21 protein-coding genes are annotated in these 17,643 nt (G+C 73.7%); 15 read left to right on the forward strand and 6 right to left on the reverse strand.

Annotated features, from left to right (window positions below; all coding sequences use genetic code 11):
- The first annotated feature begins 22 nt into the window (after positions 1 to 22).
- The 10 genes from ACZ6W9_RS23330 (at position 23) to plsX (ending at position 8,024) form a co-directional block, all read left to right on the forward strand.
- A complete protein-coding gene (locus tag ACZ6W9_RS23330) occupies positions 23 to 127 on the forward strand; it encodes a DUF6893 family small protein (protein ID WP_389963855.1) in 105 nt (34 codons plus the stop codon).
- Positions 128 to 190: 63 nt separating this feature from the next.
- On the forward strand, positions 191 to 583 hold the full coding sequence (locus ACZ6W9_RS23335; RefSeq protein WP_362933299.1) for a hydrogenase maturation nickel metallochaperone HypA/HybF: 393 nt from the start codon (positions 191 to 193) through the stop codon (positions 581 to 583).
- Between the two features lie 7 nt (positions 584 to 590).
- Complete coding sequence (locus tag ACZ6W9_RS23340; protein WP_470119588.1) at positions 591 to 809, forward strand: HypC/HybG/HupF family hydrogenase formation chaperone; 219 nt, start codon at positions 591 to 593, stop codon at positions 807 to 809.
- Positions 810 to 815: 6 nt separating this feature from the next.
- Complete coding sequence (gene hypD / locus ACZ6W9_RS23345) at positions 816 to 1,943, forward strand: hydrogenase formation protein HypD (protein ID WP_389963849.1); 1,128 nt, start codon at positions 816 to 818, stop codon at positions 1,941 to 1,943.
- A 242-nt stretch (positions 1,944 to 2,185) separates the two neighbouring features.
- Positions 2,186 to 3,229 (forward strand): hydrogenase expression/formation protein HypE, encoded by a 1,044-nt coding sequence (hypE, locus tag ACZ6W9_RS23350; protein WP_470119590.1) that lies wholly within the window; start codon positions 2,186 to 2,188, stop codon positions 3,227 to 3,229.
- A 115-nt stretch (positions 3,230 to 3,344) separates the two neighbouring features.
- The gene (locus tag ACZ6W9_RS23355) at positions 3,345 to 3,788 is read left to right on the forward strand and encodes a hypothetical protein (protein ID WP_389963844.1); all 444 of its coding nucleotides are present in this window, start codon (positions 3,345 to 3,347) and stop codon (positions 3,786 to 3,788) included.
- Between the two features lie 391 nt (positions 3,789 to 4,179).
- Positions 4,180 to 4,395, forward strand: a complete 216-nt coding sequence (locus ACZ6W9_RS23360; RefSeq protein ID WP_389963841.1) for a putative antibiotic biosynthesis monooxygenase — start codon at positions 4,180 to 4,182, stop codon at positions 4,393 to 4,395.
- Between the two features lie 153 nt (positions 4,396 to 4,548).
- Positions 4,549 to 6,018 (forward strand): phytoene desaturase family protein, encoded by a 1,470-nt coding sequence (gene crtI, locus ACZ6W9_RS23365; protein WP_389963838.1) that lies wholly within the window; start codon positions 4,549 to 4,551, stop codon positions 6,016 to 6,018.
- Positions 6,015 to 6,914, forward strand: coding sequence for a phytoene/squalene synthase family protein (locus ACZ6W9_RS23370; RefSeq protein WP_389963835.1), 900 nt, complete (start codon positions 6,015 to 6,017; stop codon positions 6,912 to 6,914). The genes crtI and ACZ6W9_RS23370 overlap by 4 nt, the downstream gene beginning before the upstream one ends.
- Positions 6,915 to 7,034: 120 nt before the next feature.
- Positions 7,035 to 8,024: a phosphate acyltransferase PlsX gene (gene plsX / locus ACZ6W9_RS23375; RefSeq protein WP_470119594.1), complete on the forward strand. Its 990-nt coding sequence runs from the start codon at positions 7,035 to 7,037 to the stop codon at positions 8,022 to 8,024.
- Positions 8,025 to 8,137: 113 nt separating this feature from the next.
- Here plsX and ACZ6W9_RS23380 read toward each other — a convergent pair whose 3' ends face one another.
- The gene (locus tag ACZ6W9_RS23380; RefSeq protein WP_389963833.1) at positions 8,138 to 8,797 is read right to left on the reverse strand and encodes a spheroidene monooxygenase; all 660 of its coding nucleotides are present in this window, start codon (positions 8,795 to 8,797) and stop codon (positions 8,138 to 8,140) included.
- 40 nt (positions 8,798 to 8,837) lie between these two features.
- On the opposite strand from ACZ6W9_RS23380, the gene ACZ6W9_RS23385 reads away from it, so the two are divergent.
- Positions 8,838 to 9,470, forward strand: a complete 633-nt coding sequence (locus ACZ6W9_RS23385; protein WP_389963830.1) for a glycerol-3-phosphate acyltransferase — start codon at positions 8,838 to 8,840, stop codon at positions 9,468 to 9,470.
- Here the strand turns inward: ACZ6W9_RS23385 and ACZ6W9_RS23390 are convergent.
- From ACZ6W9_RS23390 to ACZ6W9_RS23400, 3 genes are all read right to left on the reverse strand, one after another.
- A complete protein-coding gene (locus ACZ6W9_RS23390; protein ID WP_389963828.1) occupies positions 9,412 to 10,614 on the reverse strand; it encodes a glycosyltransferase family 2 protein in 1,203 nt (400 codons plus the stop codon). The genes ACZ6W9_RS23385 and ACZ6W9_RS23390 overlap by 59 nt on opposite strands.
- 112 nt (positions 10,615 to 10,726) lie before the next feature.
- Complete coding sequence (locus tag ACZ6W9_RS23395; protein ID WP_389963825.1) at positions 10,727 to 12,223, reverse strand: phytoene desaturase family protein; 1,497 nt, start codon at positions 12,221 to 12,223, stop codon at positions 10,727 to 10,729.
- A gap of 157 nt (positions 12,224 to 12,380) precedes the next feature.
- On the reverse strand, positions 12,381 to 13,247 hold the full coding sequence (locus ACZ6W9_RS23400) for a carotenoid biosynthesis protein (RefSeq protein ID WP_389963822.1): 867 nt from the start codon (positions 13,245 to 13,247) through the stop codon (positions 12,381 to 12,383).
- A 169-nt stretch (positions 13,248 to 13,416) separates the two neighbouring features.
- On the opposite strand from ACZ6W9_RS23400, the gene ACZ6W9_RS23405 reads away from it, so the two are divergent.
- From ACZ6W9_RS23405 to ACZ6W9_RS23415, 3 genes are all read left to right on the forward strand, one after another.
- Complete coding sequence (locus ACZ6W9_RS23405; RefSeq protein ID WP_389963820.1) at positions 13,417 to 13,791, forward strand: ArsR/SmtB family transcription factor; 375 nt, start codon at positions 13,417 to 13,419, stop codon at positions 13,789 to 13,791.
- A complete protein-coding gene (locus ACZ6W9_RS23410) occupies positions 13,788 to 14,393 on the forward strand; it encodes an SRPBCC family protein (protein ID WP_389963817.1) in 606 nt (201 codons plus the stop codon). Before ACZ6W9_RS23405 ends, ACZ6W9_RS23410 begins: the two co-directional genes overlap by 4 nt.
- A gap of 83 nt (positions 14,394 to 14,476) precedes the next feature.
- Positions 14,477 to 14,872: a VOC family protein gene (locus ACZ6W9_RS23415; protein WP_470119598.1), complete on the forward strand. Its 396-nt coding sequence runs from the start codon at positions 14,477 to 14,479 to the stop codon at positions 14,870 to 14,872.
- Positions 14,873 to 15,011: 139 nt separating this feature from the next.
- On the opposite strand, the gene ACZ6W9_RS23420 is transcribed toward ACZ6W9_RS23415, so the two are convergent.
- Positions 15,012 to 15,704 carry a GAP family protein gene (locus tag ACZ6W9_RS23420; protein ID WP_389963811.1) on the reverse strand — a complete coding sequence of 231 codons (693 nt, stop codon included), beginning with the start codon at positions 15,702 to 15,704 and terminating at the stop codon, positions 15,012 to 15,014.
- 417 nt (positions 15,705 to 16,121) lie between these two features.
- On the opposite strand from ACZ6W9_RS23420, the gene ACZ6W9_RS23425 reads away from it, so the two are divergent.
- Complete coding sequence (locus ACZ6W9_RS23425) at positions 16,122 to 16,673, forward strand: RICIN domain-containing protein (RefSeq protein ID WP_389963808.1); 552 nt, start codon at positions 16,122 to 16,124, stop codon at positions 16,671 to 16,673.
- A 102-nt stretch (positions 16,674 to 16,775) separates the two neighbouring features.
- On the opposite strand, the gene ACZ6W9_RS23430 is transcribed toward ACZ6W9_RS23425, so the two are convergent.
- Entirely contained in the window at positions 16,776 to 17,426 is a 651-nt protein-coding gene (locus tag ACZ6W9_RS23430; RefSeq protein WP_389963805.1) for an MOSC domain-containing protein, read from the reverse strand.
- Positions 17,427 to 17,643: the final 217 nt, after the last annotated feature.

Raw genomic sequence — 17,643 nt, forward strand, 5'->3', positions numbered from 1 at the left:
CCGCCCACAGGGAGGAGAGACCGTGTTGAGACGCCTGTTCGTCGGAGCCGTCCTGGTGGGGATCGGCGTGCTGGTCTACCAGTCGATCCCCGACCTCAAGCGCTACCTGCGGATCCGCAGGATGTGACGCCCGGCGAGAACCAGTGAAGAGCAGAAGAGCAGTGGGACCGGAAATACCAGTGAGGCGGACATGCACGAATTCGGGATCGCCGAGGCGATCCTCGACGCGGTGGAGAAACGCGCCAGGGGCCGCAGGGTGGAACGGGCGCGGGTGCAGGCGGGCGCCATGCTCCGGGTCACCGAACCGATGATCAACCAGGCATTCGCCATGATCGCCGGAGGGTCGGCCGCAGAGGGGGCCCACGTCGACCTGGTCGTCGTGCCCGTGCAGCTGATCTGCCGCTCCTGCGGCCAGACGGCCGCGTCGCTCGACCCCTACGCCACCTGCCCGGAGTGCGGCGGCGTCGACCTCGACGTGGAGGGCGGCGACGACCTCGTCCTCGAATCCATCCAGATGGCGGAGGCCACCCATGTGCCTGGGAATCCCGGGGGAGATCGCGGAAATCCTGACCGACCGGCCTGACCTGGCCATGGTCGACGTCAGCGGCGTACGGCGCGCGATCAACATCGGCCTGCTGAAGGGTGAGCCCCTGGCGGCCGGCGACTGGATCCTCATCCACGTCGGCTTCGCGCTGTCGAAGATCGACGAGACCGAGGCCCGCGCCGCGCTGGACTTCCTCGAAAGCATCGGCGAGGCCTATGACGAGGAGATCGCGGCCCTCCGAGAATCCATGATCGAGCAGGGGTGAGGACCGGTGCGTTTCGTCGACGAGTACCGTGACGCCGGCCGGGCACGGGCCCTGGCCGCGCGGATCGCCGGGCTGTGCGAACCCGGCCGCCGCTACAAGTTCATGGAGGTGTGCGGAGGCCACACCCACACCATCTACAAGCACGGGCTGGAGGACCACCTGCCCGAGGCCGTCACGCTCGTGCACGGCCCCGGCTGCCCGGTCTGCGTGATCCCGATGGGACGGGTGGACGACGCGATCCACGTCGCCATGCAGCCGGACGTGATCATGACGTCGTTCGGCGACATGATGCGGGTGCCCGGGGGCGACGGCTCCTTCCTGGACGCCAAGGCGCGCGGCGCCGACATCCGCATGGTCTACTCCCCGCTGGACGCCCTGCGGATCGCCCGGGACAACCCCGGCAAGCGGGTGGTGTTCATGGGCATCGGGTTCGAGACCACGGCGCCCTCCACCGCGATGACCGTCCTGCGCGCGCGGGCCGAGGGGATCGCCAACTTCTCGGTCCTCTGCAACCACGTCATGATCATCCCGGCGATCAAGGCGATCCTCGACTCGCCCGACCTGCGGCTGGACGGGTTCATCGGGCCCGGCCACGTCTCGGCCGTCATCGGGTGCAGGCCGTACGGGTTCATCGCCCGCGACTACGGCAAGCCGCTGGTGGTCGCCGGGTTCGAGCCGCTGGACGTGCTGCAGACGGTCCTGCGGCTGCTGGAGCAGCTCGCCGCCGGGCGGGCCGAGGTGGAGAACCAGTACGCCCGGGTGGTGCCCTGGGACGGCAACGCCAGAGCCCTCGACGTCATCAACGAGGTGATGGAGCCGAGGCCGTACTTCGAGTGGCGGGGCCTGGGGTTCATCTCCTCCTCGGCGCTCGCGATACGCGAACGCCACGCCGGCTTCGACGCCGAGCGGATCTTCGACCTTCCCGGCGTGCGGGTGGCCGACCCCAAGGCGTGCCAGTGCGGCGAGGTGCTCAAGGGCGTGCTCAAGCCCTGGGAGTGCAAGGTGTTCGGCACGGCGTGCACGCCCGAGACGCCGATCGGCACCTGCATGGTGTCGTCGGAGGGCGCCTGCGCGGCCTACTACAACTTCGGCCGGTTCTCCCGGGACCGGGTCAGGGAGGCGACCCGCGCGTGAACACCGACGTGACCACCGGAGCCGGCGAGGCGGCGCGTCCCGGCCACCGGGCGGACTCCCCGGCTCCGGCTTCCGGAGAGCCGGAAGGTTCCCTGGGGCTTGAGGCATCCGGGAGGCCGGGGGGTCCCCGGGGACCTGAGGTCTTCGAGAAGCCGGGAAGTTCCCCGGGACCGGGGGTCTCCGGGGGGCCGGGGGTCTCCGGGGGACCGGCGGAGAGGGCGGAGCGGGACCGCGAGGCGCTGGTGCTGGAGCGCATCGAGCGGGCGCGCCGCCGCCCCGCCCGCGTCCGGGAGGACCGCGTCACCCTCGCGCACGGCGCGGGCGGCAAGGCGACGCACACCCTCGTCGAGGCGGTGTTCCTGGAAGAGTTCCGCAACCCGCTGCTGGAGCCCCTGGAGGACGGCGCGGTCTTCGACGGCCTCGCCCTCACCACCGACGCGTTCGTGGTGACGCCGCTGTTCTTCCCGGGCGGCGACATCGGCGACCTGGCCGTCAACGGCACCGTGAACGACCTGGCGATGTGCGGGGCCCACCCCCGCTACCTGTCGGCGGCCTTCGTCGTCGAGGAGGGCTTCCCCGTCTCCGACCTGCGGCGGGTGACCGCCTCGATGGCGGCGGCGGCGCGGGCGGCGGGCGTGTGGATCGTCACCGGCGACACCAAGGTCGTCCAGCGGGGCAAGGCCGACGGCTGCTACATCACCACCGCCGGGGTGGGCACGATGGACCACCCGGTACGGCTCAGCGCCGCCGCGGCCCGGCCCGGGGACGCGGTCATCGTGTCCGGCCCGATCGGCGAGCACGGCGTCACCGTCATGATCGCCCGCGGCGAGCTGGACATCCAGGCCGACCTCGCCTCCGACACCGCGCCCCTCAACGGGCTGACCGGGCGGCTGCTGGACGCCTGCGACGGCCGGGTGCGATGCCTGCGCGACGCCACCCGCGGCGGGGTGGCGACCGTCGTCAACGAGATCGCCGGAGCCTCCAGGGTCGCGGTCGTGCTCGACGAGGACGCGATCCCGGTGCGGCCCGCCGTGCGCGGGGCGTGTGAGCTGCTGGGTCTCGACCCGCTGTACGTGGCGTGCGAGGGCCGGATGGTCGCCGTGGTCGACGGGGAGGCCGCGGACGCGGCCCTCGCCGCGCTGCGCTCCGATCCGCTCGGCTCCGGCGCGGCGGTCATCGGGCGGATCGCCGACGACCCGCCGGGGCTGGTGCTGCTGCGGACGTCCTTCGGCGGCACCCGCATCGTCGACCTGCTGGTCGGCGACCCGCTGCCGAGGATCTGCTGACGACCCCGCCGTAAGCCCGGGACCACGGATCCCGGGCCCCGGAGTCCAGGGGTCCAGGGGACCCGGAACCCATCGAGAACCTGCTGATCGACCGAGACCCACGGGGGTGGCGGACATGGGAAGACACCGCGAGAGGCGACAGGACACGGCACGGGACGGCGGCCCCTCCGGCCCCGCCCCCGGCGGCGCCGTCTGGCACGGCTTCTCACCGGCCGTGGGCCGGGCGAGCGAGGAGGTGGTCCAGGCGGGCGACCGCGCCTGGGGACCCCCGCCGGAGGGCCTGGGGCCGGAACGGGAGGCGTCGCGGGCGGAGCGCGAGGGGATCTCCTCCACCGAGCCCGCCCCCGTGGGGCCGATGGGCGTCGGCGTCAGCGAGACCCGCGGCCCCGAGGAGCTCGCGGCCCGGGAGCGCGAGCAGGGCCGCCGGGAGGCCGGCGTCGACGAGCGGACCGGCAGGCCGTACGGGACCTCCGAACCGGAGGACGCCACCGGCGTCGCGCCGCAGAAGACGGCCGAGGAGGAGAGCCCCTACCTGCCGCCGGGCGACCAGGCCGGCTGACGGCCCGGCCCGCCTGGCCCGCGGCTCGTTTCGCGTGCGGTCCTTCTCCGGAAACGCCGGTGCCCGTTTCCGGAGAAGGTTCGGGCGTCCCGGTGGATCCGGGGCCCGTAAAGAAGAATTGACGGAATCCGCCCCGGGTGATCACGTCACCCTGTGTGTCGCACTCATCCTTCTCCGTGGTGAACTGCATAGAGTTGTCGGGGTGGAACCGAGCGTGAGTGGCAGGAAAAGCGGCGAAGGCGCCATTGTCATGATCTCCTCGCGGGTCCGTAAGGGATGTGAAGAGGAATACCGCCGATGGCAGGAGAGGACCAACGAGGCCGCTCGCCGTTTTCCCGGGTTCGAGCGCACGGAGACATATCCGCCCGGCTCCGGCGAGCAGAACACGTGGATGGTGGTGTTCCGTTTCTCCAGCCCCGGCCAGCTGAACGCCTGGCTGGACTCCGACGTGCGGCGCGGCCTGCTGGAGGAGGGCAGGGCGTTCCTGGAGGAGCGCGCCGCCAGAGCGGAGACCGCAGGTGCGGAGGGTGTCGGGCCGGAGGGCGTCAGGACGGACGCTGTCGGGCAGGACGCCGTCAGGCCGGACGGCCTCGCCGGCGGCGGATGAAGGTTTCGAATCTTCACCGCGAATGCGCATCCGGACACGCTCCCGTTCCCGAAGTCATCTTCACCGACGCAGAGGAGCGATGCCCATGGCCACCGGCACCCGCGAGACCGAGCACCGCACCGGCGCGCCGCCGGGGACGGACGGGGGCGCCCGATGAGCGGGGCGGGCGGGACCGTGGTGATCGGCGCGGGGCTCGGCGGCCTCGCCGCGGCGATGCGGCTGGCCGGCTCCGGGCGTGACGTCACGGTCGTGGAGGCCCGCGACGTGCCGGGCGGCTGCTGCGGGACCGCGAGTCTGGACGGCTACCGCTTCGACACCGGGCCGTCGGTGCTGACCATGCCGGAGGTGCTGGCCGACGCCTTCGCCGCGGCCGGCGAGGACATGGAGAGCCGCCTGCCGCTGCGCAGGCTGGACCCGTACTACCGGATGCGCTACCACGACGGCACCCACCTCGACGTGGTCCCCGGCGAGGACGCCATGATCGAGCAGGTCCGCGCGCTGTGCGGGGCGGCCGAGGCCGACCGCTACCGGCGGTTCCGCGCCCGTCTCGGCGAGCTGTTCGCCGCCGAGTGGCCCGCCTTCATCGACCGCGACATGACCCGGCTGCGCCACCTCGTCCGGCCGCTGGTCCTGGCCCGGCTGGCCGCGCTCGGCGGCTTCCGGCGGCTCGACGGCCTGGTGCGCTCCCACCTCACCGACGACCGCCTCGTCAGGGCGCACACCTTCCAGGCCCTGTACGTGGGGCTGTCCCCGCAGCAGGCCCTCGGGATCTACGCCGTCATCGCCCACATGGACACCGTCGGCGGCGTCTTCTTCCCCCGGCACGGCGGCATGCACGCCATCCCGCAGGCCATGGCCGCCGCCGCGGAGAAGGCCGGAGCCGAGATCAGGTACGGCACGCGGGCGCTGAAGGTCGAGACGGACCCGTACGGCGTCTCCGCGGTCCGGCTCGACACCGGCGAGCGCCTCCCCGCCCGGCACGTCGTGGTCGCCTGCGACCTGCCCGGCGCCCACGACGGCCTGCTGCCGAAGACGGCGGGCGACTGGCGGCTGCGCCGTCCCCGCTACTCGCCCTCCTGCCTCGTGCTGCACGTCGGCCTCGACCGGCGGCTGGACGACCAGGCCCACCACACCCTGCACTTCGGCCGCGGGTGGCGCTCGACGTTCTCCGCCCTCGCCGCCGGACGTCCGCAGCCCGACCCCAGCCTGCTGGTCACCTACCCCGCGACCGACACCGCCGCCGCGCCCGCCGGCCACGCCACGCTGACCGTGCTGGAACCGGCGCCCAACCTGGACGGCGGAGCCGACTGGGACCGCCTCACCCCGCAACTGGAGGACCGCCTGCTGGGCAGGATGGCAGACCTCGGCTACGGCGACCTGTCCGGCCGTCCCCGCCTCCGCTTCGACCCGCCCGCCTGGGCCCGGCTCGGCCACTCGGCCGGCACCCCCTTCGCCCTGGACCACCGCTTCTCCCAGACCGCCTGGTTCCGTCCGGCCGGAGCCGCCAGGCGGGTCCCCGGCCTGCACTTCGCCGGCATGCACACCGCGCCGGGCGTCGGGGTGCCGCCGGTGCTGATCTCCGGCCGGCTGGCCGCCGAACGCATCCTGGAGAGCCCCCGATGACCCTCACCCGCAGCTACGAGCTGTGCCGCAGGCTCAACGCCCGGCACGGCCGCTCCTACTACCTGGCGACCCTGCTGCTGCCCGCCTGGAAACGCCCCCACGTCCACGCCCTGTACGGCTTCGCCCGCTACGCCGACGAGATCGTCGACTCCTTCACGATGACCGGCGACCGGGCCGCCGCGCTGGACGCCCTCACCGACCGGACCTCCGCCGCGCTGGCCGGAGACCCGGTGGACGACCCGATACTGCCGGCGTTCGCCCAGACCGTCCGCTCGTTCGGCGTCGACCACGCCGACGTCCACGCCTTCCTGCGGTCGATGCGCGCCGACCTGACCGTCACCCGCTACGCCACCTACACCGACCTGCTCGACTACATGGAGGGCTCGGCCGCGGTCATCGGCACGATGATGCTGCCCGTCCTGGAGACCCTGCCCGGCGCCGCCGAGAAGGCCCGCGAGCCCGCCCGCCAGCTCGGCCTGGCCTTCCAGCTGACCAACTTCCTGCGCGACGTCGCCGAGGACATCGCCCGCGGCCGGGTCTACCTGCCGCTGGAGGACCTCGACAGGTTCGGCGTCTCCGTCGACGACCTGCGGCGGCCCGCCCCCACTCCCGCCCTGCGCGAGCTGCTGGCCTTCGAGGCGGACCGGGCGCACGCCCACTACCGCCTCGCGATGGAGGGGATCGACCTGCTCGTCCCCTCGTCGAGGCCGTGCATCCGCGCGGCCTACGAGCTGTACGGCGGCATCCTCGGCCGGATCGAGGCGGCCGGCCACGACGTGCTGCGCGCCCGCGTGGCCGTGTCCCGCCGCCGCAGGGTGGCGATCTTCACCCGGCACCTGCTCGCGGCGTCCGCCGCGGACCGGGCCGAACGCCGGGTCACCGTACGAATGCCCTGAACCGGGCGGGCGTCCCGGCCTGGGTGGTGACGCCGGCGGAGCGGGCCGGCTCCGGGCCCGGCGTCATCGCCCGGCCGCCGAGCCGGACAACGACATGACACCCCCGCGGAGGAGAACGTGATGCCCCAGCCTGTCGCCGTCGACGCCATGGGCGGAGACCACGGACCGGCCGAGACGGTCGGCGGGGCCGTCACGGCCACGCGCGAGTACGGCGTCCCCGTCGTGCTCGTCGGCCGCGCCGGGGAGATCCGCCGCGAGCTGGCACGCCACGGCGCCGCCGGTGAGATCGGCGTGGTGCACGCCGAGGACGTCGTCCCCATGGCCGAACGGGGTGCCGGAGCCGTCAGCACCGCCGCCTCCGAGGTCTCCGCCACCTCCAGCCTCGGCGTGGCCTGCCAGCTCGTACGGCAGGGCACGGCCTCGGCGCTGGTGTCGGCCGGCTCCACCGGCGCGGTCGTCTCGTGCGCCATCCGGGGCATGGGCCGCGCCCCGAACGTGCTGCGCCCGGCCCTGGCGATCGCCCTGCCCACGACGTCCGGCGGCGCGACCGTGCTGATCGACGCCGGTGCGACCTCCGACCCCACGCCCGAGATGGTCGCCCAGTTCGCGCTGCTCGGCGCCTCCTACGCCCGGCTCGTGCTCGGCGTGGCCGACCCGTCCGTGGGCCTGCTGTCGATCGGCTCCGAACCGGGCAAGGGCAACCGGCTGACCCGCCGCGCGGGGGAGCTGCTGCCGGCCCTGCCGCTGCGCTTCCACGGCAACGTCGAGGGTCACGACGTGCTGGCCGGGACGGTCGACGTGGTCGTCACCGACGGCTTCACCGGCAACGTCGTGCTCAAGAACGTCGAGGGCTCCGTCCGCGCCACGCTCGCCCTGGTGGCGCGGACCGGCGCCGCGACGCCCGAGGCGCTGCGCGAGGTGGCCCGCCTCTACGACCCCGAGACCCACGGCGGTGCCGCGCTGCTCGGCCTCACCGGCACCGTCGTGGTCGCCCACGGCGCGTCCCGGGCGGCCACGGTCGCCCGGGCCTGCGCCGTCGCGCGGGACCTCGCCGACGGAGGCGTCACCGACCGCGTCGGCGACCATCTGGCGGTGGAGCCGGTCAATTGACCGGCTCCACCGCCGGCCTCCCGCCGGACCGGTTCCCGTCGGGACAGGCCGTCCGCGACGGCCACGGGGTGGCCGACGGCCGGGAAGGGGTGTCCCACGGTCCCGCCCGGATCTCAGGGACCGTCGTACCCGGCCAGGGGATCGACGCCGTTCCAGGTGCCCTCGCTGCCGTACGGGGCGAACCGGGCGAACAGCTCCTCCGAGTACCAGTTCTCGGCCCGTGTCCGCCCGATCACCTTCCGGTGGGCGGCCCCCCGGTAGGCGAAGTCGCGCACCGCGTCCGCGTCCCGCCACAGGGAGAACGTCGCCTGCCGGGCCAGCGGCCACTCGCCGACGCCGACCGAGGCCAGGCATCCCTCCTGCCCGGCCAGCAGGCGGTCCACCCGGGGGACCGACCGGTAGAACGCCACCAGCCGGGAGGGCCGGATCGCCGCCCGGGTCAGCACCGCGACCGGCGTACCGTCCTGCCGGCCCGGGGCGGTCACGGGCGGGAGGCCGAACGGGTCGGTCCCGCCCCACCGGCCGCGCGACGACACCGGCCGGAGCCGTACCCGCCACGACTCCAGCGCCTCCGTGCGCCAGCGCGCCGCCACGGGCGAGCCGGCCAGGAAGCCGTCCAGGGCCGCCTCCTCCCGCCAGACCGCCAGCATCGCCCAGCGGCGCAGGTCGGCGCCCAGGCTCATCGACGTGCCCCGGCCCGTCCCCAGCAGCCGCCAGAACACCAGCCCGGGGGTGCGCCCCAGCACCGGCCGGTCGAACGCCATGTACTTCATAGCGCCTATATCCGCATATCTCGTGAGATGGAAGGAAGCGATGACTCCTCCGCCCGGCCTGCCCGTCGCGCTCGCGGTGCTCGTCTCGGTCATCGGCGGCTACCTTCTCGGCTCGGTGCCGGTCGCGGTGCTCGTCACCCGGGCGCACGGCCTCGACCCCCGGGAGGCGGGCGACCGGAACCCCGGCTTCTGGAACGTCATGGAACTGCTGGGACGGCGGGCCGCGGTGCCGGTCTTCGCCGGTGACATGCTCAAGGGCGCCCTCGCCGGGCTGCTCGCCCTGGCGGTCACCGGATGGCCGCTGACCTGGCCCGGCGGGGTGACCGGCGGCGGCGTCCTGCCGGTGTACCTCGCGGTGGCCGCCGCGATGACCGGCCACGCCTGGCCGGTGTTCGCCGGGTTCCGGGGCGGCCGGTCCATCCTCACCTTCGCGGGCGGCTTCGCGGTCATCTGCCCGCCCGCGTTCCTGCTCGGCGTCACGGCCCTGCTCGTGACGACCCTCGTCACCCGGTCCTTCGCCGCCGGCGCGCGGGTCGGCGTGTTCGGCCTGCCGGTGCTGCAGCTCCTGCTCGCCCCGGTCGGGTACGTCGCGGCCACCGGGGCGCTGATGTGCCTCATCGGCCTGCGCTTCGGCCAGGCGTCCCGGGCGGAACGGTCACCCCGGCCGTCCTGACCCCGGCGGTGTCCCGTTCCCGGTCACCGGGCGCGCTCCCGGCTCCGTCCCCGGCCCACGCCTCGGCGGCCCCGGCGCCGTCCGGGTAGACGCGGCCCCGCCAGCGGCGCACCGGCCGCAGCGTCGCCCGTGTCAGCCGCAGCGCCGCCAGCGGGTCCAGCAGCGGCGACAGCGGCACGCCCGGCCCCGGCCGTACGTAACTGCCGCGCAGCGCCCCGGTCAGCAGCAGCCGTACGGTCAGCAGCCCCGCGTCCAGCCGGGTCGGCCGCCCGGCCGCCAGCCGCAGCACCGGCAGCGCCGCGGTCAGCCACACCACGGCCAGGTCGGCGGCCCGCCGCCCGGGAGAGGTGACGTCGTGCAGCGGCAGCGACCGCCCCCACTCCCGCCACACCTCCGCCGCCGAGGAGTGCATGTCCACCTCCAGCAGGCCCCCGGCGTCCAGGAACCCCACCGACCAGCCGCCGGTCGCCAGCTCGCGGGCCAGCGCCACGTCGTCGGTCATGTGCCCGCGCACCCGGGCGAACCCGTCCGCCGCCAGCATCGCCGTACGGCGGAAGGCCATGCACTGGCCGTTGGCCATCACGCGATGCGGCGGCGGGGGAGCGGACGGGCCGACGGGACCGAGCCGGTAGACCAGCGTCGCCAGGAACGACGCGTGCAGTGCCTGCTCGGCGACCCCGTCGCAGACGAACCTCGGGCCCACGCTGACCAGGTCGTAGCGGTCCAGCTCGGCCGACAGCGCGCCGAACAGGCCCGGCCCCGGCCGGGCGTCGGCGTCGAGGGTCACCACGACGTCCCCGGAGGCCGCCCGGACGCCCTGCCGCAGCGCCCACTGCTTGCCCACCCAGCCCGCGGGCAGCGGCTCGCCCGCGACGACCTTCGCCCCCATCCCGGCGGCCAGCCGCACCGTGCCGTCGGCCGACTCGTCGTCGACGACGATCACCTCCGCCACGGCCGGGTCGGCCAGCACCGCCGCCAGACAGGGGCCGAGGCGGTGCTCCTCGTCGCGGGCGGGGATCACCACCGAGATCCGCCCGGCGGCGTCGGCGACGGGCGCCAGCGGGGGGAGCCGGTCACGCCCCCGCGCCAGCCGCACCGCGACGACCAGCGCGGCCGCGGCCTGCGCCGCGGTGAGAAGCCTCATCCGGCGAATCCCTTCGATACGGCCGTTCCCGGCATGGTTCCCGGCACGACTCCCGGCACGAGCTCCGGCGCGGCTTCGGCCGTCACTTCCGGCGTGGCTTCCGGCACGATGCTCAACAGGGGAAATCCTCCTCCACCAGGGAGGCGACGATGCGCCCGCCCATCGCCACCAGTGGCAGACCGCCGCCCGGATGCGCCGAACCGCCGACCAGGTACAGGCCGCGCCGCGGCCCCCGGTTGCCCGGCCGGCGGAAGGTGGACAGCCGCCCGGAGTAGGCGCCGCCGTAGATCGACCCGCCCCAGTATCCGTAGCGTTCCCGCAGGTCGGCCGGGGTGAACAGGTCCACGAACCGCAGCCGTCCCGACAGGTCGTACCCCCGGGCGGCCAGCCGCTCCAGCACCAGGTCGCGGTACGCCTCCGGCGTCACGGGCCACCGGCCCGGATCGCGGGCCGGGACGTTGACCAGCATCGTCCAGTTCTCCGCGCCCTCCGGCGCCTGCGCCGGGTCGTCCACCGCCGAACAGCCGATGTAGACGGTCGGGTCGGCGGGCGGCACCCGCCGGTCGAAGATGTCGCCGAACTCCCGCTCGTAGTCGGCGGAGAAGACGACGGAGTGGTGCGCCAGCCCCTCGGTCCGGCCCTCCACCCCCGCCAGCAGCAGGAACGCCGACGACGACGTGCCCAGCCGGGCGACGCGCCGCAGCCGCCGCCGGTCCGGCATCAGCCGCCCGTACAGCGCCGCCGCGTCGGTGTTGGCCACCACCACGTCGGCGCGGTCCCGCTCGCCGGAGGCCAGCCGTACGCCCGTGACCCGCGTGCCGTCGTCCAGCACGTCGAGCACCTCGGCGCCGAGACGGACCTCCACGCCCGCCTTGTCCAGCAGCGCGGCCAGCGCGTCGGCGATGCGGGGCAGGCCGCCCGGGACGTACCAGCCGCCCTCGCCGTGCTCGATCCCCGGGATGCAGGCCAGCGCCGCCGGGGCCCGGTAGGGGCTGGAGCCCGCGTAGGTCGCGTAGCGGCCGACGTACTGGCGCATCCGGGGGTCGGCGAAGAACCGCCGGGCCAGCCCGGCCACCGTACGGCCCGGCGCGACCGCCGTCAGGTCCGACAGGCTCGCCCCGCCGGACGGCGGCCGGACCGGCGGCCAGGAGGGCAGGAGCGGCCCGGCGAAGAACGCCCGCCGGGCCGCCTCGAAACAGCCCCGCGCCCAGTCGTGGAAGGCCAGCCAGTTGCGGCCCTCGCCCGGGGCCAGCCGGTCCACCTCCGCCGCCATCCGGCCCGGGTCGCGCCGGGCCGACAGCGTCGAGCCGTCGGCGAAGCGGTAGCGGCACAGCTCATCCAGCTCGACCAGGTCCAGCTCCAGGCCGAGACCGGTGAACACCTCCGGCAGCGTCAGCAGGGACGGGCCGATCGAGAAGGTGAATCCGTCCCGGACGTGCTCGGCCAGCTTGCCGCCCAGCCGGTCCCGCTGCTCGTACAGCCGGACCCGGTGCCCGCGCCGGGCCAGCAGCAGCGCCGACACCATGCCGCCGACCCCGCCGCCGACCACGACCACCTCGGCCGCCCGCTCCGCCGTTCCCGCCACCCCGGCCGCCCTTTCCGCGTTCACCGCCGCTCCCGCCGCCCTTCCGTGCTCTCCGCCGGTCCTCTTCCGGATCCCGTTCCCTTCGCGGGCTCTCCCGGCCGCCGTCTGCCCCGGGTCCCGTTCTCCCCACGTTCACGGGCGGGCGCTGGAACGTCCCCTCCGCGGGCCGGTTCCCGGGACGTCACGCCGGTCCGGCCCGGCGTCCGCGCCACCACGCCAGTACGGCGAACACGCCCATGCACGCCCCTCCGGTCACCGCCACCAGCCGGTCCGGAGGGTCGAACACCGCCGCGAACCCGACGGTCTCCATGAACGCCATCACCGCGTAGACGGACCGCAGCCCTGTGCTCCGCGCCGCCGGGTCGGCCACGATGACGTCGATCAGCACCATGACCAGCGCCGACACCAGCAGCCAGCCGACGAAGTTGCTCAGCGGGATTCCCCGGTACGGCCCGCCGTCGTGCCACACCCACAGGCCCAGCCGGAGCATCTGCGGGTCGAGGAACAGGTCCCAGGCGGTCAGCGCCGCCGCCCCGGCGGCGACCCGCGCGGCCCTGCCGTACGCCGTCGCCGCCGGGAAGATCGCCGCGGCCGTCGCGTGGGCCGCCAGCCCCATCCCGCCCCAGGCCAGTGCCACGATGACCGGCACCGAGCCGAGCTGCGGCCGCAGCACACCGGTGTAGTGGTAGGCGCCGAACGGCAGGCCGGTCCGGATGCCGACCCATTCGGCGGCGTACCCGGTCACGACCGCGGCGGCGAACGCCGTGAGAGCCCTCGGGAAGGTGTGCGCCCTTCCCGCGAAGGCCACGGCGCTCGCCGCCAGCAGGAGCACCACCACGCTGGTCAACAGGATCGGCCGCGGCTGGAGCCCGGACGCGACCTGGGCGGCGATCATCACCAGGAGCAGGGCGCAGCCGAGCAGACCGAGCACCCGTGGACCACCCGTGAGCGGTCCGTCCTTCCCGGTGGGCTTCGCCTCCTCCGCCGCGTCGCCGTTCACCGCGCCGAGACCGGATCTTCCCCTGTTCACCTGTTGGCTGTGCCCCATGCAGGGTCATTCGAGCGGCGGCCCCGGGTCAGATTCACTTTTCGGGAACGGAAAATGATCGCCTCCGGGCCGGGCGGTTCCTCCGGCGCGGCGGGACCGGGCCCGCAACCGTCGGAGAGACCAGAGCATACGGCTTGACTTATATAAGCGTTGGCTGAATCATTGTCGCGTGCACGCATTCGACGTCCTCGGGGACCCGGTCCGGCGCCGGATCCTGGAGCTGCTGGCCGACGGCGAGCTGAGCTCCGGCGAGGTGACCGCCGTGATCAGAGACGAGTACGGGATCTCCCAGCCGGCCGTCTCCCAGCACCTCCGGGTGCTGCGTGACAACGGCTTCGCCAGGGTGCGGGCCGAGGGCACCAGACGGCTGTACGCCGTCGAAGCGGAGCCGCTGCGGGAGGTCGACATGTGGCTGGAGCCCTTCCGCCGGTTCTGGGAGCAGCGCCTCGACGCGCTGGCGACCGAACTGGCCCGCGGCAGACGCGAGCGGCGCCGTGCCGCAGACGGCCCCGAAGATCCCACCGGACACGAGGAGAACCGATGAAGGACATCATCGACGAGGTCGGCCTCGCCCACCGGGAGGTGGGAGCCGACGGCGAGACCAAGTCGATCCTGGTCCGGCGCCGCTACGACGCCGAGGTCAAGGACGTCTGGGACGCCATCACCACCGCCGACCGCATCGCCCGCTGGTTCTCCCCGGTCACCGGCGACCTGCGGGAAGGCGGCCACTACCAGATCCAGGGCAACGCCGGCGGTGAGATCCTCGCCTGCGAGCCGCCCCGCCACCTGAGGCTCACCTGGGTCTTCGGCGGCGGAACCTCGGAGGTCGAGGTACGGCTGGCCGAGGACGGCGACGCCACGCGGCTGGAACTGCGCCACACCGCCGCCGTCCCGCCGGAGATGTGGGACGAGTACGGCCCCGGAGCCGTCGGCCTCGGCTGGGACCTGGCGCTGCTGGGCCTGGTCCTGCACCTGCGGACGGGCGAGCCGGTATCGGACCCCGAGGGCTTCGGCCGCAGTCCCGAGGGAGCGGCCTTCATCGCGGCCAGCGGCCGGGCCTGGGGCGAGGCCCACCGCGCCGCCGGAGCCACCGGGGAGGAGGCCACCGCGGCGGCCGAACGGACCATCGCCTTCTACACCCCCTGAGAGCCGTCCCGGAAGCTCAGGCCCCAACCCCCGAGCCCGCCGGACGACGGCGGCTCGTTCAACACTCATGAGGAGTTCACCCGATGACGCAGAAGATCACGACCTTCCTGATGTTCGAGGGCGCCGCCGAGGAGGCGATGACGTTCTACATCTCGCTGTTCGACGACGCGAAGATCCTCGACATCACCCGCTACGGCTCCGATGGCCCCGGTAAGGAGGGCACCGTGCAGCACGCCACGTTCAGCCTGGCGGGTCAGGAGTACATGGCCATCGACAGCCCGACGGCACACGCCTTCACCTTCACCCCGGCGGTCTCGCTGTACGTCCAGTGCGACTCCGACGCGGAGATCGAGCGGCTGTACGCGGCGCTGTCGGAGAAGGGCGGGACCATGATGCCGCTCGACTCCTACGGCTTCAGCAAGCGCTTCGCCTGGGTCGCGGACCGCTTCGGCGTCTCCTGGCAGCTCAACCTCGCCTGACCCCGCCCTCTCCCGCGTGGGCCCGCCGTACCGGACCTCCGGCACGGCGGGCCCACCGGTCCGCGCGGCGCGGGTCTTCGGGGGCCGCAGCCGGAACCGGCAGAGGCTTGCATCCTCAGGACCACCAGGGGCTGCACCCTCAGGACAACGAGGAGAGGAAGAGCCGGCCGGCCGCGTCGCGGGCCAGCAGGAAACCGGCGACCGCCATCGTCCAGCTCACCGCCGACGCCGCGTGCCTGGAGATCCAGGCGCGTAACCGCTCCAGTTTCGGCTCCACCCACTCCCAGGCGGCGGCCCGTACGGCGAGCAGCACCAGCGGCGGACAGATCATGACGGCCACATAGGCCGCGAGCAGCGGCACCCACTGCCCGGACGACAGGCCGGAAGTCGTCATCAGACCGACCGCGGCGAGGTAGGGCACCATGGTCGCGACCTCCAGCACCCCGGCGGTCAGCCCCAGCGCCACCATGACCCGTGGCCCGCCCACCTCGGGTTCGAACCGGCGCTCGGGCAGACCCCGCTTGCGCCGCCGCTTGGGATCGAGCCGGAAGCTCAGCAGGAACAACCCCACACCCAGCGCGAGCTGCGCCCAGTACGCCGGGCGGCTGTTCACCGCCTCCCCCAAGTGCTCCATCACGGCGGACAGCCCCAGCATCAACGCGACGCCCACCGCGAAGTAGAAGACCGCCACCGTCCCGAGATAGACCAGCAGCGGCGCCACCCGCGACCTCTCCAGGGTGAGAAGGAGATAGACCGGGATGCCGAGGGTCCCGAAGCTCGTGCCGTCGACGAGGGCCAGCGCGGCGAGAGCGAGTAACAGACCGGTGGACATGGGGCAATCATGCACCCGCCGTATCCGGCCGCCCTCCTCCTCGGGAGGGAACCCGGTGTACATCCTTGTGCCCACCCGCCGGGCCGTCTCCTCCCCAGGGCTCCCGAATCACGTCCGGGCCCGTTCCCATGCCGCATCCGCCCCCGGCTCCGCGCCCAGGACGCGTCCATCGTCCTCACGACCCGGTACGGCATGGCGTCACCGGGCGGGCACCGTCACCTGTTACAACGAGAGACGTCGTCCTGTCGCGGGACCGCCACGCCGAGATCCACGATCGCCGGGGCCTCCTCCCTGTCCCGCGCCCCGGGCGGCTCGGCCTCACGCGCGCCCGTCTCCCCGTCCCGCGCGAGCGTGCTCCCGGCGGATGCGGACACGCGGCCGGAACACGAAACGACCGCTCGTCCACGGGAGGAATCCATGACCGTCCACCGCCGCGCCCTCACCGTCACGGCCCTTCTCGCCTCGGCGTTTCCCGCCCTGGCCTCCCTGCCCCCGGCGCTCCCCGCCTCCGCCCGTCCCGCGCAGCTCACCGTGCTGCTGGTGAACCTGCAGACCGGCAGGTGCCTGACCATCGCCGGCGGCGTGAGCGCGGAGAACAACGTCCAGGCCGTGCAGTACACCTGCGACACCCACCCGTCCCGCCGCTGGTTCCTCAACGACGTGACCGGAACCGGCCAGTACCAGGTGCGCAACGCCAACACCGGCAAGTGCCTCACCATCGCCGGAGGCGTCAGCACGGCCAACAACGTCACGGCCGTGCAGTACACCTGCGACAGCAACCCATCGCGCCGCTGGACCCTGATCGACGTCACGGGCAACGGCCGGTACCAGGTGCGCAACGCGCAGACCGGCAAGTGCCTCACCATCGCCGGAGGCGTCAGCACGGCCAACAACGTCACGGCCGTGCAGTACGACTGCGACGACCACCCCTCCCGCCGCTGGACCCTGAACCTGACGGGCGCCCTCTAGACGATCGATTCCAGAATGTTCGGTGGTCGTACGGCCGATCGGTGCGATCGCCGTACCGGCTCCCTCGTCGCATGCGCGCGGGGACGCCCTGAAACCGATCGCCTATGTCGTCGTGCGTCTGCGGACCAGGTCCCTGCTCTCCTCGGGCAGCGCGTCAGCGGCCGTCAGCCGCGGCAGCAGGTCCGGTTCGAGGGTCATCGCGCGGAAGACGAGCGCGACGGTCACGTCGTGGTCGGGCCGGTGCCCGATCTCGACGGGGTCGGAGGCCCGGATGTCCCCCGGTTCGATCACCCGCAGATAGGCGCCCGGCACCGCGGCCCGGGTGAACCGCTTGATCCAGCCCTTCTGCTCCAGCCACCCCTGGAACGTCGCGCACGGGATCCGCGCGCATGACACCTCCAGGACCACGTCCGGCCCGATGCGCCAGCGTTCGCCGATCAGGGCGCCGTTGACGTCGAGGCCGAGGGTCGTGAGGTTCTCCCCGAAGACGCCGTTGGTGAGCGGCCTGCCCAGCTCGGCCTCCCACCCGTCGAGATCCTCGCGGGCATAGGCGTAGACGGCCTGGTCGTAACCACCATGATTCTTCACATCGTGGACGCGGTCGCCCGCGAGACCGACCTCGCCGGTGCCCTTGGGGCCGGGCGCGGTGACGGCGACCGGTCCGTCGACGGGCCGCTTGTCGATGCCCGTCGCGCCGAGGCCCTTCCACGGGTTGGGCCGGGGCCTGCCGACGTTGACGGAGAGCAGCTTCATACGCGCGACGGTACAGACCTCCACGTATCGAAGCGACGCGTTTCCCCGCCGATCCCTTGAAATCGATCACCCAGGACGCGCGTGCCGTACGGGGCGGGTTTCCAGTCCGGTGTGGTCATTCCGATGTGGCCGGCGGCGTGCAGGCCGAAGCCTGTACCCGGCACCACCGCTGCTCCTGTTGCGGCCCCTCTCGTGGGCGATGAGGGCACGCCGTCTC

The sequence above is a fragment of the Streptosporangium sp. NPDC053982 genome, from assembly GCF_055585205.1.

Coding starts and splice junctions, on each gene's coding strand:
- ACZ6W9_RS23335 (WP_362933299.1), top strand. CDS start 191: ATGCACGAATTCGGGATCGCCGAGGCGATCCTCGACGCGGTGGAGAAA.
- ACZ6W9_RS23340 (WP_470119588.1), top strand. CDS start 591: ATGGTCGACGTCAGCGGCGTACGGCGCGCGATCAACATCGGCCTGCTG.
- ACZ6W9_RS23355 (WP_389963844.1), top strand. CDS start 3,345: ATGGGAAGACACCGCGAGAGGCGACAGGACACGGCACGGGACGGCGGC.
- ACZ6W9_RS23360 (WP_389963841.1), top strand. CDS start 4,180: ATGGTGGTGTTCCGTTTCTCCAGCCCCGGCCAGCTGAACGCCTGGCTG.
- crtI (WP_389963838.1), top strand. CDS start 4,549: ATGAGCGGGGCGGGCGGGACCGTGGTGATCGGCGCGGGGCTCGGCGGC.
- ACZ6W9_RS23370 (WP_389963835.1), top strand. CDS start 6,015: ATGACCCTCACCCGCAGCTACGAGCTGTGCCGCAGGCTCAACGCCCGG.
- plsX (WP_470119594.1), top strand. CDS start 7,035: ATGCCCCAGCCTGTCGCCGTCGACGCCATGGGCGGAGACCACGGACCG.
- ACZ6W9_RS23380 (WP_389963833.1), bottom strand. CDS start 8,797: ATGAAGTACATGGCGTTCGACCGGCCGGTGCTGGGGCGCACCCCCGGG.
- ACZ6W9_RS23385 (WP_389963830.1), top strand. CDS start 8,838: ATGACTCCTCCGCCCGGCCTGCCCGTCGCGCTCGCGGTGCTCGTCTCG.
- ACZ6W9_RS23390 (WP_389963828.1), bottom strand. CDS start 10,614: ATGAGGCTTCTCACCGCGGCGCAGGCCGCGGCCGCGCTGGTCGTCGCG.
- ACZ6W9_RS23400 (WP_389963822.1), bottom strand. CDS start 13,247: ATGGGGCACAGCCAACAGGTGAACAGGGGAAGATCCGGTCTCGGCGCG.
- ACZ6W9_RS23410 (WP_389963817.1), top strand. CDS start 13,788: ATGAAGGACATCATCGACGAGGTCGGCCTCGCCCACCGGGAGGTGGGA.
- ACZ6W9_RS23415 (WP_470119598.1), top strand. CDS start 14,477: ATGACGCAGAAGATCACGACCTTCCTGATGTTCGAGGGCGCCGCCGAG.
- ACZ6W9_RS23420 (WP_389963811.1), bottom strand. CDS start 15,704: ATGTCCACCGGTCTGTTACTCGCTCTCGCCGCGCTGGCCCTCGTCGAC.
- ACZ6W9_RS23425 (WP_389963808.1), top strand. CDS start 16,122: ATGACCGTCCACCGCCGCGCCCTCACCGTCACGGCCCTTCTCGCCTCG.
- ACZ6W9_RS23430 (WP_389963805.1), bottom strand. CDS start 17,426: ATGAAGCTGCTCTCCGTCAACGTCGGCAGGCCCCGGCCCAACCCGTGG.